Genomic DNA, 14,909 nt, shown 5'->3' with positions numbered 1-14,909 from the left:
GAGACACCACCGCGTGGCAGAATTGCCGGATGCGACATGCCAGGAGCGCTGCGGGACACGCCGCGGCCTCTGCAGCTGCGGTACTGGCGGCCGGTACTACCGCCGCGGGCGGCGCCGCCCGTCGCCGCGGCCGGGCCGTTCCGGCGGCCACAACCGTGGCGCTCCTGCTCGCAGCGTCCGCCTGTTCGATGCCGGCCGGGGGCAGCGGAGCCCAGGCCTCTGGAGCGGGGCGGCTGCCTTGTCGGCGTCCGGGACTGAACCGAACCGTCAGCGGCCGGGCACGGTTGCGGGTGCAATCGGCGCCACTGAGGCAACGGCAACCGCAAGGACAACGGCAATGGCTCCTGCAACTGGGCCTGCCAGGGGCGCAGCGCGGCTCACGGAATGTGAGTTATCCCGGCCGAACCACTAGATTTGTAGGCATGGCGGAATTTATCTACACAATGACCAAGGCCCGTAAGGCTGTCGGCGAAAAACTCATCCTCGATGACGTAAGCATGTCCTTCTTCCCGGGGGCCAAGATTGGCGTTGTCGGCCCGAATGGTGCCGGTAAGTCCACCATTCTCAAGATCATGGCAGGCCTGGACACTCCCTCCAACGGTGAGGCCCGGCTCAGCCCCGGCTATACGGTAGGCATCCTGCTGCAGGAGCCGCCGCTGAACGAAGACAAGACCGTTCTGGGCAACGTCCAGGAAGGCGTCGGTGAAATCTACGGCAAGATCCTGCGCTTCAACGAGATCTCCGAGGAAATGGCCAGCCCCGACGCTGACTACGATGCCCTCCTCGAGGAAATGGGACAGCTGCAGGAAGCGATCGACGCGGCTGACGCCTGGGATATCGATTCCCAGCTGGAACAGGCCATGGACGCACTGCGCTGCCCGCCCGCCGATGCCGATGTCACCCTGCTCTCCGGTGGTGAGCGCCGCCGCGTCGCGCTGTGCAAGCTCCTGCTGCAGAAGCCGGACCTGCTGCTGCTCGACGAGCCCACCAACCACCTCGACGCCGAGAGCGTGCTGTGGCTCGAACAGCACCTCTCCAGCTACTCCGGCGCCGTCCTGGCCGTCACCCACGACCGTTACTTCCTTGACCACGTGGCCGAGTGGATCGCCGAAGTGGACCGCGGCCACCTCTACCCGTACGAGGGCAACTACTCCACGTACCTGGAGAAGAAGCGCGCCCGCTTGGAAGTCCAGGGCAAGAAGGACGCCAAGCAGGCCAAGCGCCTGACCGAAGAACTCGAATGGGTCCGGTCCAACGCCAAGGGACGCCAGACCAAGTCCAAGGCCCGTCTGGCCCGCTACGAGGAAATGGCTGCGGAGGCGGACCGCACCCGCAAGCTCGACTTCGAAGAGATCCAGATCCCGCCGGGACCGCGCCTGGGCGGACTCGTGCTGGAGGCCAAGGATCTCCAGAAGGGCTTCGACGATCGCACCCTGATCGACGGACTGTCCTTCACCCTGCCCCGCAACGGCATCGTTGGCGTCATCGGCCCCAACGGCGTCGGCAAGTCCACGCTCTTCAAGACGATCGTGGGCCTGGAACCGCTCGACGGCGGCGAACTGAAGATCGGCGATTCCGTCAAGATCTCCTACGCCGACCAGAGCCGCGGCGGCATCGACCCCAACAAGACGCTGTGGGAAGTCGTGTCCGACGGTCTCGACTACATCCAGGTCGGCCACGTCGAAATGCCCTCCCGCGCCTACGTGGCCGCCTTCGGCTTCAAGGGTCCGGACCAGCAGAAGAAGGCCGGGGTGCTTTCCGGTGGTGAGCGCAACCGCCTCAACCTTGCGCTGACCCTCAAGCAGGGTGGCAACCTGCTGCTGCTCGACGAACCGACTAACGACCTCGACGTCGAAACCCTCAGCAGCCTCGAAAACGCCCTGCTCGAATTCCCGGGCTGCGCCGTCGTCGTCTCGCACGACCGCTGGTTCCTGGACCGGGTGGCCACCCACATCCTCGCCTACGAAGGCGACGAGGAGAACCCCTCCAAGTGGTACTGGTTCGAGGGCAACTTCGAGTCCTACGAGGAGAACAAGGTCGAGCGACTGGGCCCGGACGCGGCCAAGCCGCACCGCGTAACGCACCGCCGCCTCACCCGCGACTAAGCCCACACGGCTTCAGCGCCATGAAAAAGCCGGCTCCCCGCGGGGAGCCGGCTTTTGTGTGCCGTGGTGTCTAAGTGCCAGCGAGCGGACGGGCGGGCTAGCTGCGCTCGGCCTTGCGCATCTGGTGCTGCAGCACCTTGGACTGGACGGCGCCCTTGACCTTGTTCTTCAAATCGTTCGGGACGCGGACCATGCCTTCCTGGGCCACCGTCGCCACGTGCCGGCCGTCCCGGCTGAAGATCTTGCCGGTGGCGAGGCCCCGTGCGCCCTGGGCGCTGGGCGATTCCTGGACGTACAGGAGCCATTCGTCGACCCTGACCGGCCGGTGCCACCACATGGCGTGGTCCAGGCTTGCCACGGACATCCCGGGCGTAATCCAGCTCATCCCGTGCTTGCGGAGGATGGACTCCAGCAGGGTGTAGTCGCTCGCGTAGGCCAGGGCGGCCCGGTGCACGCCGGCGTCGTCGGGCATCGGGCCGAAGGTCTTCATCCAGACGGCGTTGCGTGCGTCCTTGGGCCCCTTGGCCGAGACATACAACGCCGGATCGACGTGGCGGATATCGAACGGCCGCTCGTACGCCCAGTGCCGGGCCACGGGGTGATCGAACTTGCCCAGCAGGTCGGCAGTGCTGGGCAGCGATTCGGGGTCCGGGATCCCGGCGGGCATCTCGGACTGGTGCTCGATCCCCTCGTCCTCGGCCTGGAAGGACGCGATCATCGACAGGATGGGCATGCCCTCCTGGTAGGCGTGGACCCGGCGGGCCGAGAACGACCGGCCGTCGCGCAGGCGCTGCACGCCGAACGTGATCGGCTTGTTGGCGTCTCCTGGCCGGAGGAAGTAGCCGTGCATGGAGTGCACACTGCGGTCCGGATCGACGGTGCGGCTGCCGGCTATCAGGGACTGCGCCAGCACCTGGCCGCCGAAGACGCGGTGCCTGGGCTGCTGCTGGGAGGGGCCCATGAAGATGTCCTCGTCCGTCCGCGCGCCCTCGAGCTCGCCGAGGTTGAGGAGTTGGATGAGCGAGGAGGTGGGGTCCTGGGTCGGGAGCCCCAGCAGTCCGGCTTCGGCTTCAGTCATGGTCTGACTCTAGACGGCACAGTCACACTGCTCAAAAGGGACACTGCTCAAAAGGCGGCGCGGCTCCCGAGAGGCGCAGCCGGTAGAGTCGGTAGTGTGTCTGATGTCCTAAACCAGCCCCTGCAGTTCTCCGATCCCCGCGACCTCGACGACCTGCGCACCTTCGCCACGCGCGCCAAGTCCATTGACGACGGCGCCATCCGGCTCCAGGCCGCGGGCCCAGTCCTGGCCGCCTACGTCTGCGTCCTGCGGCCCCGGCTCCTGGGCGAATCCACCCCCACCATCCTGGGCCTGCGGACCATGGCGCTGGCGCAGCCGGCGGACACTGACGTCACCGTGCCGCTGTCCGCCGTGCTGGACCGTTTGGCACGGGCGGGGGAGCACGACGTCGAACTCCCCGTCCCGCCGGTGACCGTCAGCGAGTCGTGGGCCGGGATAGGGGCGCCGCGGGCCGGCTGGGAACCGCTCGGCACCGTCCAGGACACCGTCCTGCGGGCCGCCGCCGAGGCCGGCATCAGGGAGATCGCCGCGATCATCCCGGACAAGCCGGGCGCGCTGATCGTCAATAACGCCCGGGCAACGGTCTGGGGCCGGGAACTGCCCGACGCCGCCGGGCTGCCGGCCGGCGCCGCGTTCGCCGCCCTCACCCTGGGCTTCCTGGCCGACGGCGAACAACGGCTCTACCGGGCCGGGCGCTGGTTCCGGCTCAGCGGCACCCGCGGCCACGTGCTGGTCCGGACCGGCACCGGGCTCTAGGAAGCTTCCCGGCATCCTCCGCTCAGGCCTCCGACGGGCTGTTCACCATGGAAAGGGCTGCCCGCTCCATGTAGTCCCAGAGCGTTCCCTCGTACAACGGCGGCAGCTCCAGGGCATCCACCGCGGCGCGCATGTGGAACAGCCACCGTTCCTTGGCCTCCGGCGTCACCCGGAACGGCATGTGGCGCATCCGCAGCCGCGGGTGCCCGCGCTCCTCGCCGTAGGTGGTGGGCCCGCCCCAGTACTGTTCCAGGAACATCAGGAAACGCCGCTTGGCCGGGCCGAGGTCCTCTTCCGGGTACATGGCGCGCAGCAGCGGATCGGTCGCGACGCCGTCGTAGAAGACGTCGATGAGCTTCACAAAAGTCTCGTGGCCGCCCACGGCATCATAGAAGTTGTCTGTGTAGCCGGGCTGGCTGAATGGATCGTTTTGCAGCAGCTGCCTGGGCTGGCTGGGTTCGCCGGCGCTGGGAATCGTCATTTCTCTATTCTCCGGCCTTCTGCTGGGGTGCGCTGTCGGCCTCGTCCGCCGGCGGTGTCTCCGGCGGAATGTAGGTGCCTTGGGAGCGGTTGCCCACGCGCAGGATTTCGCCGTTGCGCAAGTACCAGATGGTGCCGTCGTCGGACCGGACCCGGGTGATCCGCAGGTTCATGGCCTCGACAGTGCCCACCACCTCGGAGGTCTCGATGATGTCGCCAATGCCGTACTGGTCCTCGATCGTGATGAAGATGCCGGCGAGGAAGTCGCGGATCAGCTGCTGGGCGCCGAAGCCGATGGCCACACCGAGGATGCCGACGCTGGTCAGGATCGGGGCAATGTCCACGTTCAGGTTCTTGAGCACATACACGATGGTGAGGACGGCCACCAGGACGCCGACCACGCTGCTGAGCAGTGCGCCGATTGTCTGTGCCCGCTGGACCCGGCGCTCATGGTCCAGGGCGCGGAAGGCCGGAGCCACCCAGCGGAAGTGCGGCTTCTTGAAGAGCGTGCTGCCCGAGGCGACGCGCTTGGTGATGACGGAGATCACGAAGGATGCCACTAGCCACACGGCGACGCCGATCCCCAGGCTGATCAGGGCACCCGGCAGGTTGACGGCCGCGATGTCTTGGGCGGTGATTGGTTCGATGGTGGTAAGGCTGATCATCGGCGGGGGAAAACTCCTTGTTGCTGCGTCCCTGCTGCCGGCCGGCAGCGGGGCTGGGCGTCCGGATAGGCGGCCGGCGTTCGCCGGGCGCATAACACTCTGGTCTACTTCAACATTAGCGCCGTAGCGTGGCTCCATGCGCATCCTGGTACTCGGCGGAACGGTCTTCCTGTCAGCAGAAATAGCCCGGCAGGCCCTGGCCGCGGGCCACGACGTCACCTGCCTGGCCCGCGGTACCGTCGCTGCGCCGCCCGACGGCGCTACCTGGCTGCGCGCGGACCGCTCCCAGGGGGAGGCCGCCTACGTGGGGGCCGCCGGCAGCGGCGGGTGGGACGCCGTCGTCGACGTTTCGCGGGATCCTGGCCAGGCGCGGGAGGCGCTCGAGGCGCTGGCCGGCTCGGCCCGGCACTGGACCTTCATCTCCAGCTGCTCTGTCTATGCGGACCATTCGGTGGCCGGCGCCGCCGAAGATGCCCAGGTGCTTCCGCCGCTGGCGCCGGGGACGGAACTGAGCATGGATAACTACGGCGAGGCCAAGTCCGCGATCGAGCAATGGACCCGCCAACTGGCAGGGGACAAGGCGCACCTCTGCCGTGCCGGCCTGATCGGCGGACCCGGGGACGGCTCCGACCGTTACGGGTACTGGCCGGCCCGTTTCGCCCGGGACAACTATCCCGTCCTGGTCCCGGACATCCCCACCGACGCGACCCAGATCATCGACGTCCGCGACCTCGCGGCCTGGATCCTCACCGCCGCCGAAAACGGGATCACCGGGGCACTGAACGCCGTCGGCGAACCGGTCCCCTTTGCCGCCTACCTTGAGGAGTCGCGTCAGCTCGCCGACGCCGACTCCGAGGCCGTTGTGGCTCCCGAGGACTGGCTGGCGTCCCACGGCGCGAACTACTGGGCCGGTCCGGACTCGCTGCCGCTGTGGCTGCCGCCCGGCCATGATGGCTTCGAGACCCGCAGCAATGACGCTGCCCGGGCAGCCGGGCTGTCCATCCGGCCCTGGATGGACACGCTGCGGGACACCTTGGCGGATGAACGCCGCCGCGGACTCGGCCGCGAACGCAAGGCCGGGATGAGCCCGGAGACGGAACGCCGGATCGTGTCCGAGTACAAGGCAGAGGCCTCAGCCGGGCCCGGCTGACGGTGCCGGCTGACCTGTTCAGTCTGTCTGGCCCTCCACCACAGCCGTGGGCTCGTGCAACACCGGGAAGTTGACGCTGCGGGCAATGAAGCAGAGTTTGTTGGCCTCGACGTGAAGCTCCTCCAGAACATCCGGGGCCGCCGGTCCAGCCACCGTCACCGTGGGCTTCAGCGTGACGGATTCGAACTGCCCGCTGCCGTCCCGGTTGGTCCGCATCAGGCCCTCGGCCCGGTCCTCATAAGCTGTCACCACCACGCCGTGCTTCACGGCCACGTGCAGGAAGGAGAGCATGTGGCACTGCGAGAGCGCGGCCAGGAGCAGCTGTTCGGGGTTGTAACGCTGCCGGTCCCCGTGAAAGGTCGGATCGGCGGAGCCGCGCAACACCGGCACCCCGGGGATCTCGACGTCGTGGTCGCGTGAGTAACCGCGGTATGTGGACGTCCCGGACCCGAGGTTCCCAGTCCAGCGGACAGTCAGCGCGTAGCGGTGTTCGTCAAGGCTCATGCGGCCAGTCTAGAACGACGGAACCCCGGCGCCGCGCGGGGGCGGCACCGGGGTTCCAGGATCGTCGGGGCAGGCTGTTGGCGTCCTAGCCGACGTCAGCCTGGCGGGCCCGCAGGGAGCGGGCCACGCCGTCGCGGTTCTCCAGCATCATCCGGCGCAGCGCCGAGCTGTCCTCCGGCAGCGAGGCCAGGAACTCATCCGTGCGGTCCACGGTGGCCTGCGTGGTCAGCTGGGCCGGGTAGAGACCGACGACGATCTGCGAGGCCAGCGCGTGGGTGCGGTTGGCCACGATGCCCGGGACGGCCTCGAAGTACTTCTCGGCGTACGGCTCCAGCAGGGACGTGTCCAGGACCCGGGTAAAACCGGTCACCGCGGAGCCCTGCAGGGCGTTGGACAGATCGCCCTTGACCACAATCGATTCCCAGGCTTCGGCCTTGGCCTCCGGAGTGGGGATGGCGGCCTTGGCCAGGGCCGCCGCGTTCTGGCCGTTGGAGGTGTTGTCGTGCGCCAGTTCCTCGTCGATCCGCTCCTGCCCGGCGCGGCTGCCTGCCACGAGGGACGCCAGCAGCTCCCACCGCAGGTCCTGGTCCACGCTCAGCCCGTCGAGGGTGAGCGAGCCGTCCAGCAGCCCGGACACCGTGTCCAGCTGCCCGGCGCTGCGGGCCAGCAGGGCGTAGGACTTCACGAACTGCAGCTGTGCGTCCGAGCCGGCAGGCACCGCCGAGGCGAGCTCCCAGAGCTTGTCGGCCGCGGCTACGGCAGTGGCCGCCTGGTGCTCCTCGGCCACGTAGAAGGTCAGCGTGGTGGCAAGCTGGCGGAGCTGGACCATGATCACGGAGGAATCGGATTCCTCGGCAATGTTGGCCAGGATCAGGTCCACGTACCCGCGGGCCGGGGATTCGCCGTCGCGCGCCGCGTCCCAGGCCGAGCCCCACACGAGGGTGCGCGGGAGGCTCTGGCTGAAGTCCTTCAGGTGCGCCGTTGCGGTGGCGAGGGACTTCGGATCCAGGCGGACCTTGGCATAGGCGAGGTCGTCGTCGTTGAGCAGGATCAGGTCCGGCTGGGCCAGGCCGGCCAGGGCCGGAACTTCGGTGCGCTCGCCGTCGACGTCGAGCTCCTCGCGGTGCACCCGCTCCAGCCTGCCGGCGCCGTTGAGGTTGTAGAAGCCGACGGCGAGGCGGTGCGGCCGCAGCGTCGGTTCGCTCTCGATCGCCGACTGCACGATGGCGAAGGAGCCGATGGTGCCGTCCGCGTCCGCCGAGATCTCCGGTGTCAGGGTGTTGACGCCGGCGGTTTCCAGCCAGAGCTGGCCCCACCTTTCGAGGTCACGGCCGCTGGCCTTCTCGAGTTCGGCCATGAGGTCGCTGAGCTCGGTGTTCTGCCAGGCGTGCTTGCTGAAGTACTCGCGCACCCCGGACATGAATTCCTCCGGGCCCACCCAGGCGACGAGCTGGCGCAGCACCGAGGCGCCCTTGGCGTAGGTGATGCCGTCGAAGTTCACCTCAACGTCCTGGAGATCGTTGATCTCGGCAAAGATCGGGTGCGTGGTGGGCAGCTGGTCCTGCCGGTACGCCCAGGACTTCTCCACGGACGCGAAGGTGGTCCAGGCGTGGTCGAACTCGGTGTTCTCCACGGCGGCCAGGTGGGACATGTATTCGGCGAAGGACTCGTTGAGCCAGAGGTCGTTCCACCAGCGCATCGTCACGAGGTCACCGAACCACATGTGCGCGAGCTCGTGCAGCACGGTGATGGCGCGGCGTTCCACCTGGGCATCGGTGACCTTGCCGCGGAAGACGTAGCCTTCAAGAATGGTGACGGCCCCGGCGTTTTCCATGGCGCCGGCGTTGAACTCCGGCACGAAGAGCTGGTCGTACTTCTCGAACGGGTACGGGCAGCCGAACTGGGCCTCGAAGAACTCGAAACCCTGCCGGGTGAGCTCGAAGATGTTCTCGGCATCGAGGTACTGCATGAGCGACTTGCGGGCGAAGATGCCCAGCGGAGTGACCCGGCCTTCCGCCGACGTGACTTCGCTGCGCACCGACTGGTACGGCCCGGCAATGAGCGCGGTGACATAGGAGGAGAGCCGCGGAGTGGGGGTGAACTCCCAGACGGAGCGGGCGCCCCCGTCCGCGCCCGGGATGGTCTCCACCGGCACCGGTGTGGGGGAGTTGGACACGAGGTCCCAGTGCGAGGGGGCGGTGACGGTGAAGGTGAAGCTGGCCTTGAGGTCGGGCTGTTCGAAGACGGCGAACATGCGCCGCGAGTCCGGGACCTCGAACTGCGTGTACAGGTAGACCTCGTTGTCCACCGGATCCACGAAGCGGTGCAGGCCTTCGCCGGTGTTCATGTAGGGCGCGTCGGCGACCACGAGCAGGTGGTTCTCGGTCGCCAGGTCCGGGAGCTGGATCCGGACGCCGTCGGAGACCTCGCCCGGGTCCAGTTCGCGGCCGTTGAGGCTCACGCTGTGCACGGCGTGGGTCACGGCGTCGATGAAGGTCGAAGACCCAGGCTTGGCCCTGAACTTCACGGCCGTGGTGGACCCGAAGACTTTCTCGCCACGCGTCAGGTCAAGGCTGACCTCGTAGGAGTCGACGTCGATCAGGGCGGCGCGCTCGCGGGCTTCGGCGCGGGTCAGGTTCATACCGGGCAAAGGGGCCTCCAGAAGAAGATGGATACTGCCGGCCGGCCGCAGCCGCCGGCGATACTGTGAAATTATTCTTTCACGTCAGCGGCCTATGGCAAGTTAGCCCGATCACAATGTCCGGCGCCAACGCCCCTGCACCGAGTCCACGATTTGCCACGAATGGCCGCTAAGCCGATGCCCTTGGCGGCCATTCGTGTCAGATGAGTGCGGTGGGGCGGCGCGGCGTGGCGGGCACGTTGAGGTTGCCCCGGCTTCGGACCCGGGCACGGACCTTCGGAACCGGGGTGTGTGGTTTGCCCGTGTGCGCTTGAACTTCGATCCAAGTGCTTCCCGGAGCTCCGCCGGCACTCTCTCCATCGATTCGCCGCAGATGGCCGCTATGCCACCGTGCTTAGCGGCCATTCGTGTCAAGTGAGTGCTCTGTAGGGCGGGCACGTTGGCGTCGCCCCGGCTTCGGCCCCGGACTTGAACCAGGGCCGGGAGTCCAGCCGCGCTCCGTCAGCGCCGCGCGCACCCGGGTAACCGCGGCCGGCTCCATCCCAGGGGCGAACGGGGTCAAATGCCATTGGGTCAATACGACGACGCGCCACCCGGCATCCCTGGCGTTCTCATCCCGGAAGATGTCGCTGCGACGCTGGGCCGGACTGGCGTGATGCCCGCCGTCGTACTGAATCGCGATCTCTTCTTGCTCGTGGGCGGGTCCTGTACAACGTGCCTGATCCCACGTTTCCCTCCCGTCGACCTCCTGACCTGCGCGCACGTCCCCAGATCCCTCAAGGTGCGGCGGGGGTAGCGTTGGGGTATGGGAAAGATCCGTTACTCAGTCGATGCCAGGGCGCTGCGCTTTGCCATCGGTTTCCCCCTGATGCTGGCGGCCGGATTCGTGGTGTGCGCGCTTCTGGTGCGCCCGGATTTGCCCGAACCGCTGGCCGTCCGCTGGACTGGTGCCGGTGCCGCCGACTTCGCGCCGTTCACCGCCGTCACGGGAGCAGGTGCCGCGCTGATCGTGGTGATCGGCTGGGCCGTGCTGCTGCAGGCCGTTCCGCTGTCCCGCCCCGTGATGATGCGCCGCATCATGATGGGCGCCGGCCTGGCCATGAGCCTCTTCGTCACCACCGTCCTGGCAGCCGTGCTCGTGGGCCAGCTGGGATTGCCCGATGCGCGGGGATCCCATGTGGACGCCTCCGTTCTGGCCCTCGGCAGCGGCGCGGCCCTCGCCCTGGGCGTCGTCATGGGTTTCGTGTTCAAGGCCGACGAACGCTGGTCTGTCGATGACGACCTCGCCGTCCGCCAGGCCCTCGAGCGTGAACAGGATCCGGAACTGGCCAGGGACCGGGTCAGCCTCTGGGTCCACGCCCGCAGCTCGATCTTCGTCATGCTCGGCATCGCGACGCTTCTGCCCGCCGCCCTCCTCACCATTGCCGTGCCGTGGCTTGCTGCCCTCCTGGTCGCCGCGGCCCTGGTGGCCGCGGCGTTCCTGGTGGCCCGGATCCGGGTTGACCGCGGCGGCCTGCACGTCTTCGCGGCAGGCTTCGTCCGGGTCATGGAAGTTCCGGCCGCGGCCATCGACGCCGCCACGCCCCGGGACGTCACGGCGGCGGACTATGGCGGGTGGGGATACCGGATCCACGGCAACACCACGGCGATGCTGGTCAGCAGCGGCCCCGCCGTGGTCATCGACCGCTCGGACGGGCGGCGGCTGGCGGTTAGCGGCGGAAGCGCCACCGCGGCGGACAACATGGCCCAAACGCTTTCCCGGGTGGCGGACAGGGCCCGGCGGAACGGCGGGACACCCGCGGTGTAACTCGTCCGTGTAAACAGCCGTGTAACACGAGAGCCCCGTGAGGCATCCGGCCAGCTAGAGCACCGCTCCGGAAGGCTCGGCCTAGTACGCTTGGACCAGACCCCAACCGCACCCGGCCGCCGCCCGGCGCCGCAACCGAACGGAACAGCCGTGACCATTTCTGACTTCCCCCGCGTGCACATCGCCACCGACCACGCCGGCATGGAGCTCAGCGCCCACCTCGTCAGCCACCTCAGTGCCAAGGGCTACGAGGTGCTGGACCACGGACCCAAGGTCTACGACGCCCTGGATGACTACCCGTCGTTCTGCATCAACGCCGCCCTCGCGGTCGTCGCGGACCAGGAAGCCGGAACCCACGCCCTGGGCATCGTCCTCGGCGGCTCTGGCAACGGCGAACAGATTGCCGCCAACAAGGTCAAGGGCGTGCGTGCCGCGCTGGCGTGGAACCTCTCCACGGCGCAGCTTGCCCGCGAACACAACGACGCCAACGTCGTCGCCGTCGGCGGCCGCCAGCACAGCGTCCAAGAGGCCACGGAAATCATCGAGGCCTTCCTGACGGAGCCGTTCAGCAACGACGAGCGCCACGTCCGCCGGATCGGCAAGATCGCCACGTACGAGCGCACCGGCGAGGTCATCGACTAGTGCCGGAAGGGCATTCCGTCCACCGGCTGGCCCGCCAGTTCGGTGACGTTTTCGCAGGCGAGAGGCTGACAGTCTCGAGCCCGCAGGGCCGGTTCGCGCCCGGCGCCGCACTGCTGGACGGCCACGTCATGACAGCCGCGACCGCGCACGGCAAGCACCTCTTCCTCGAGTTCGAGCACGGGCTGGACCTGCATGTCCACCTCGGCCTCTATGGCGCCTGGAATTTTGGCGGCGACGCCAGCTTCCGCGGCGCGTCCAGCATCGGCGCGCCCCGGAAGGTGGGGGAGCGGGAGGTCTACGACGACGACAGCGCGGCTGAGCCGGCCGACGTCGTCGCCGCCTCGTCTGCATACGCAGGGCCGCCCGCGCCGGTGGGCGCCGTCCGCGTCCGGCTGGTGAGCAGGCACGGCTGGGCCGATCTCCGCGGCGCAACCACGTGCGAGGCAATCACGGAACCGGAGGCGGCGGCCGTGCTGGCGCGGCTCGGCCCGGACCCGCTGCGCAACCGGTCAGGGGACCGGGACGCCTTCATCGCCACGGTGGCGGGCAAACGCACACCGCTGGCGGGCCTGCTCATGGACCAAAAGGTGATTGCCGGCATCGGGAACGTCTACCGGGCCGAACTGCTGTTCCGGCAGCGCCTCAACCCCTGGCTGCCCGGGGCTGAACTGTCAGTGGACGCGGCCCGCCGGCTCTGGGACGACACCGTGGCCATGATGTCCGACGGCGTCCGGGACGGACGGATCATCACGACGCCGCCGCGCTACTGGAATGGCGCCGGTGCCGGCGCGTCCCGTCGCGTGCTGCCGGAACCGGATGAGGCACACTTCGTCTACCGCCGGCACGGGCTGGACTGCCGTGACTGCGGCACGCCCGTGGCGCTCACGGAGTTGGGTGCGCGGAAGCTGTACTGGTGTCCGCAGTGCCAGCAGGCCTGAGCAGGCATAAACGCCGCAGGCATGAAGCAGGCATGAAAGACGCATGACAGAGGCATGAATCGGGCATGAAAGATGCATGAGGGCAAGAAAAAAGCCCCTCCGCAGAGGGGCTTTTTTCGTCATATTTCCGAGGGGACGACGGGAATCGAACCCGCGTAATCAGTTTGGAAGACTGAGGCTTTACCATTAAGCTACGTCCCCGGGAACTTGCTGGAACTCCAGCATAACTTCCGGTCGGCTGTGCAAGCCGGATACAACTAAACCCAATTCAGGGCCCCGGTGTCAAATGTGCAAATCGGCAGTGTATGACCGTAGACTGTTCTGTGCACTTACGGGGTGTAGCTCAGCTTGGCTAGAGCGCCTGCTTTGGGAGCAGGAAGTCGCAGGTTCAAATCCTGTCACCCCGACTCTGCAAGCACTGCCAGCACGTGGCAATGCAGAACCCCATACCCCCCAAACCAGGAGTACTTAGACTGTGAAGAGCGCTGTCGAGAACCTCACCCCCACGCGGGTCAAGCTCAATGTTGAGGTCCCCTTTGAGGAATTGAAGCCCAGCATCGCAGAGGCATACAAGACTGTTGCTTCGCAGATCCAGGTCCCCGGTTTCCGCAAGGGCAAGGTCCCCTCCAAGCTCATTGACCAGCGCGTTGGCCGCGGCTACGTCCTGGAGACGGCCATCAACGAAGGTCTCAACGGCTGGTACCAGGCCGCCGTGCAGGAAACCGGCATCCGCCCCCTGAGCCGTCCCGAGGTCGAGATCACCGAGGTTCCGGACCCGTCCGCCACCGACGGTGAGCTCAAGTTCCACGCCGAGGTTGACATCCGCCCCGAGATCGAGCTGCCTGACTACGCCGGCATCAAGGTTGAGGTCGCCGCCGCCGAGTCTTCGGACGCCGACGTCGACAAGGCCCTGGACGAGCTCCGCGGCCGCTTCGGCACGCTGAAGTCCGTAGACCGTCCGGCCGCCGATGGCGACTTCCTGACGATCGACATCGCAGCCTCGATCGACGGCGCAGACGTTGACTCCGCCTCCGGCCTGTCCTACCAGGTTGGCGCCGGCACCATGCTCGAAGGCCTCGACGAGGCCGTCACCGGCCTCAGCGCCGACGAGGACGCCATCTTCGACACCACGCTGGTTGGCGGCGAGCACGCCGGCGAGTCCGCCCAGGTCAAGGTCACCGTCAAGGCCGTCAAGGAGCGCGAACTCCCCGTCGCCGACGACGACTTCGCCCAGCTCGCCAGCGAATTCGACACCCTGGCCGAACTCCGTGAGGACCTCGCCAAGCAGGCCGCCGAGTCCAAGGTTGTGGACCAGGGCGTCGAGGCCCGCGACAAGGTCCTGGACAAGCTCGTTGAGCTCGTTGAGGTTCCCGTCCCGGCATCGATCGTCGAAGAGCAGCTTGAGCAGCACTTCAACGCCGAAAACGCCCACGGTGAAGGCGAGCACGACACCGAGGAGCACCGCGCCGAAGTCAAGGCCAACACCGAGCGCGCCTTCCAGAACGAGATCATCCTTGACGCAATCGCCGAAAAGGAAGAAGTCAACGTCAGCCAGAACGAGCTGATCGACTACATCGTCACCACCGCCAGCCAGTACGGCATGGACCCGAACCAGTTCGCCCAGATCATCGATCAGAGCGGCCAGGTTCCCATGATGGTTTCCGAGGTCCGCCGCCGCAAGGCACTGGCCGTCGTATTGGGCCAGGCCGAGGTTACCGACTCCGAGGGCAACAAGGTTGACCTGAGCGATTTCGTCCGCCCCGGCGACGAGGCAGCCCCGGCCGCCGAGCCCGTTGAGGAAGCAACCGCAGAGGATGCAGCCACCGAGGCCACGCCGAGCGATGACCCCGCAGCAGTGAAGTTCTAGCATTGCCGCTGACGGCCCCCGGATCACCGATCCGGGGGCCGTTCGTTTTAAGCCCCCCGCCTGCCGGCCGTGTCCTGTTGACGCAGCCAGTTAAGCGCCGCGAAGGCCGTGCCTCCGGGACCCGGCTTGCGCGGTCCCGGCAATCGTGCGCCGTCAGCGAACAGCCCGGCGCCAGCGAACAAAGCGGGCGTGAAAACGGTTAGTGTCGCTGTAGGAAAGTTCAGTGATGTCGTCCAATGGCGTCACCGTCGCCAGCGAGAGGTAAGTACATATGTC

At 67.4% G+C, this 14,909-nt stretch carries 12 protein-coding genes and 2 tRNA genes; 8 read left to right on the top strand and 6 right to left on the bottom strand.

Features of this window, described 5'->3' with window-relative positions; genetic code table 11:
* The first annotated feature begins 422 nt into the window (after positions 1 to 422).
* Entirely contained in the window at positions 423 to 2,105 is a 1,683-nt protein-coding gene (gene ettA / locus MRBLAR12_RS04935; RefSeq protein ID WP_229993392.1) for an energy-dependent translational throttle protein EttA, read from the top strand.
* A 97-nt stretch (positions 2,106 to 2,202) separates the two neighbouring features.
* On the opposite strand, the gene MRBLAR12_RS04930 is transcribed toward ettA, so the two are convergent.
* Positions 2,203 to 3,183 (bottom strand): acyl-CoA thioesterase, encoded by a 981-nt coding sequence (locus tag MRBLAR12_RS04930; RefSeq protein WP_229993391.1) that lies wholly within the window; start codon positions 3,181 to 3,183, stop codon positions 2,203 to 2,205.
* A 96-nt stretch (positions 3,184 to 3,279) separates the two neighbouring features.
* On the opposite strand from MRBLAR12_RS04930, the gene MRBLAR12_RS04925 reads away from it, so the two are divergent.
* A complete protein-coding gene (locus tag MRBLAR12_RS04925) occupies positions 3,280 to 3,939 on the top strand; it encodes a hypothetical protein (RefSeq protein ID WP_229993390.1) in 660 nt (219 codons plus the stop codon).
* 22 nt (positions 3,940 to 3,961) lie between these two features.
* Here the strand turns inward: MRBLAR12_RS04925 and MRBLAR12_RS04920 are convergent, their stop codons facing one another.
* Together MRBLAR12_RS04920 and MRBLAR12_RS04915 are read right to left on the bottom strand one after the other, a co-directional pair.
* Complete coding sequence (locus MRBLAR12_RS04920) at positions 3,962 to 4,420, bottom strand: globin (protein ID WP_223979482.1); 459 nt, start codon at positions 4,418 to 4,420, stop codon at positions 3,962 to 3,964.
* 4 nt (positions 4,421 to 4,424) lie between these two features.
* Positions 4,425 to 5,084, bottom strand: coding sequence for a mechanosensitive ion channel family protein (locus MRBLAR12_RS04915; RefSeq protein ID WP_229993389.1), 660 nt, complete (start codon positions 5,082 to 5,084; stop codon positions 4,425 to 4,427).
* A gap of 136 nt (positions 5,085 to 5,220) precedes the next feature.
* Here MRBLAR12_RS04915 and MRBLAR12_RS04910 point away from each other — a divergent pair, with 136 nt between their 5' ends.
* Positions 5,221 to 6,234, top strand: coding sequence for an NAD-dependent epimerase/dehydratase family protein (locus MRBLAR12_RS04910; RefSeq protein WP_364743982.1), 1,014 nt, complete (start codon positions 5,221 to 5,223; stop codon positions 6,232 to 6,234).
* Positions 6,235 to 6,252: 18 nt separating this feature from the next.
* On the opposite strand, the gene MRBLAR12_RS04905 is transcribed toward MRBLAR12_RS04910, so the two are convergent.
* Together MRBLAR12_RS04905 and pepN are read right to left on the bottom strand one after the other, a co-directional pair.
* Positions 6,253 to 6,738 (bottom strand): OsmC family protein, encoded by a 486-nt coding sequence (locus MRBLAR12_RS04905; protein WP_364743979.1) that lies wholly within the window; start codon positions 6,736 to 6,738, stop codon positions 6,253 to 6,255.
* 85 nt (positions 6,739 to 6,823) lie between these two features.
* Positions 6,824 to 9,379 carry an aminopeptidase N gene (gene pepN / locus MRBLAR12_RS04900; RefSeq protein WP_229993386.1) on the bottom strand — a complete coding sequence of 852 codons (2,556 nt, stop codon included), beginning with the start codon at positions 9,377 to 9,379 and terminating at the stop codon, positions 6,824 to 6,826.
* Positions 9,380 to 10,184: 805 nt separating this feature from the next.
* Between pepN and MRBLAR12_RS04895 the strand changes: the two genes are divergently transcribed.
* The 3 genes from MRBLAR12_RS04895 (at position 10,185) to MRBLAR12_RS04885 (ending at position 12,766) form a co-directional block, all read left to right on the top strand.
* Positions 10,185 to 11,186, top strand: coding sequence for a hypothetical protein (locus MRBLAR12_RS04895; protein WP_229993385.1), 1,002 nt, complete (start codon positions 10,185 to 10,187; stop codon positions 11,184 to 11,186).
* Positions 11,187 to 11,336: 150 nt separating this feature from the next.
* Positions 11,337 to 11,828, top strand: coding sequence for a ribose-5-phosphate isomerase (locus tag MRBLAR12_RS04890; protein WP_364743976.1), 492 nt, complete (start codon positions 11,337 to 11,339; stop codon positions 11,826 to 11,828).
* Positions 11,828 to 12,766, top strand: coding sequence for an Fpg/Nei family DNA glycosylase (locus MRBLAR12_RS04885; RefSeq protein WP_364743973.1), 939 nt, complete (start codon positions 11,828 to 11,830; stop codon positions 12,764 to 12,766). Before MRBLAR12_RS04890 ends, MRBLAR12_RS04885 begins: the two co-directional genes overlap by 1 nt.
* A 130-nt stretch (positions 12,767 to 12,896) precedes the next feature.
* Here the strand turns inward: MRBLAR12_RS04885 and MRBLAR12_RS04880 are convergent.
* Positions 12,897 to 12,967, bottom strand: a tRNA-Gly gene (locus MRBLAR12_RS04880).
* Positions 12,968 to 13,098: 131 nt separating this feature from the next.
* Here MRBLAR12_RS04880 and MRBLAR12_RS04875 point away from each other — a divergent pair.
* Together MRBLAR12_RS04875 and tig are read left to right on the top strand one after the other, a co-directional pair.
* Positions 13,099 to 13,173, top strand: a tRNA-Pro gene (locus MRBLAR12_RS04875).
* A gap of 68 nt (positions 13,174 to 13,241) precedes the next feature.
* Positions 13,242 to 14,633 carry a trigger factor gene (gene tig, locus MRBLAR12_RS04870; RefSeq protein WP_229993383.1) on the top strand — a complete coding sequence of 464 codons (1,392 nt, stop codon included), beginning with the start codon at positions 13,242 to 13,244 and terminating at the stop codon, positions 14,631 to 14,633.
* Positions 14,634 to 14,909: the final 276 nt, after the last annotated feature.

It is taken from the genome of Arthrobacter sp. LAR12-1-1.1 (assembly GCF_040676555.1).
Lineage (GTDB): Bacteria > Actinomycetota > Actinomycetes > Actinomycetales > Micrococcaceae > Arthrobacter.
The sequence above is the reverse complement of the archived record's forward strand: the minus strand, read 5'-3'. Positions and strand labels throughout refer to the sequence as shown.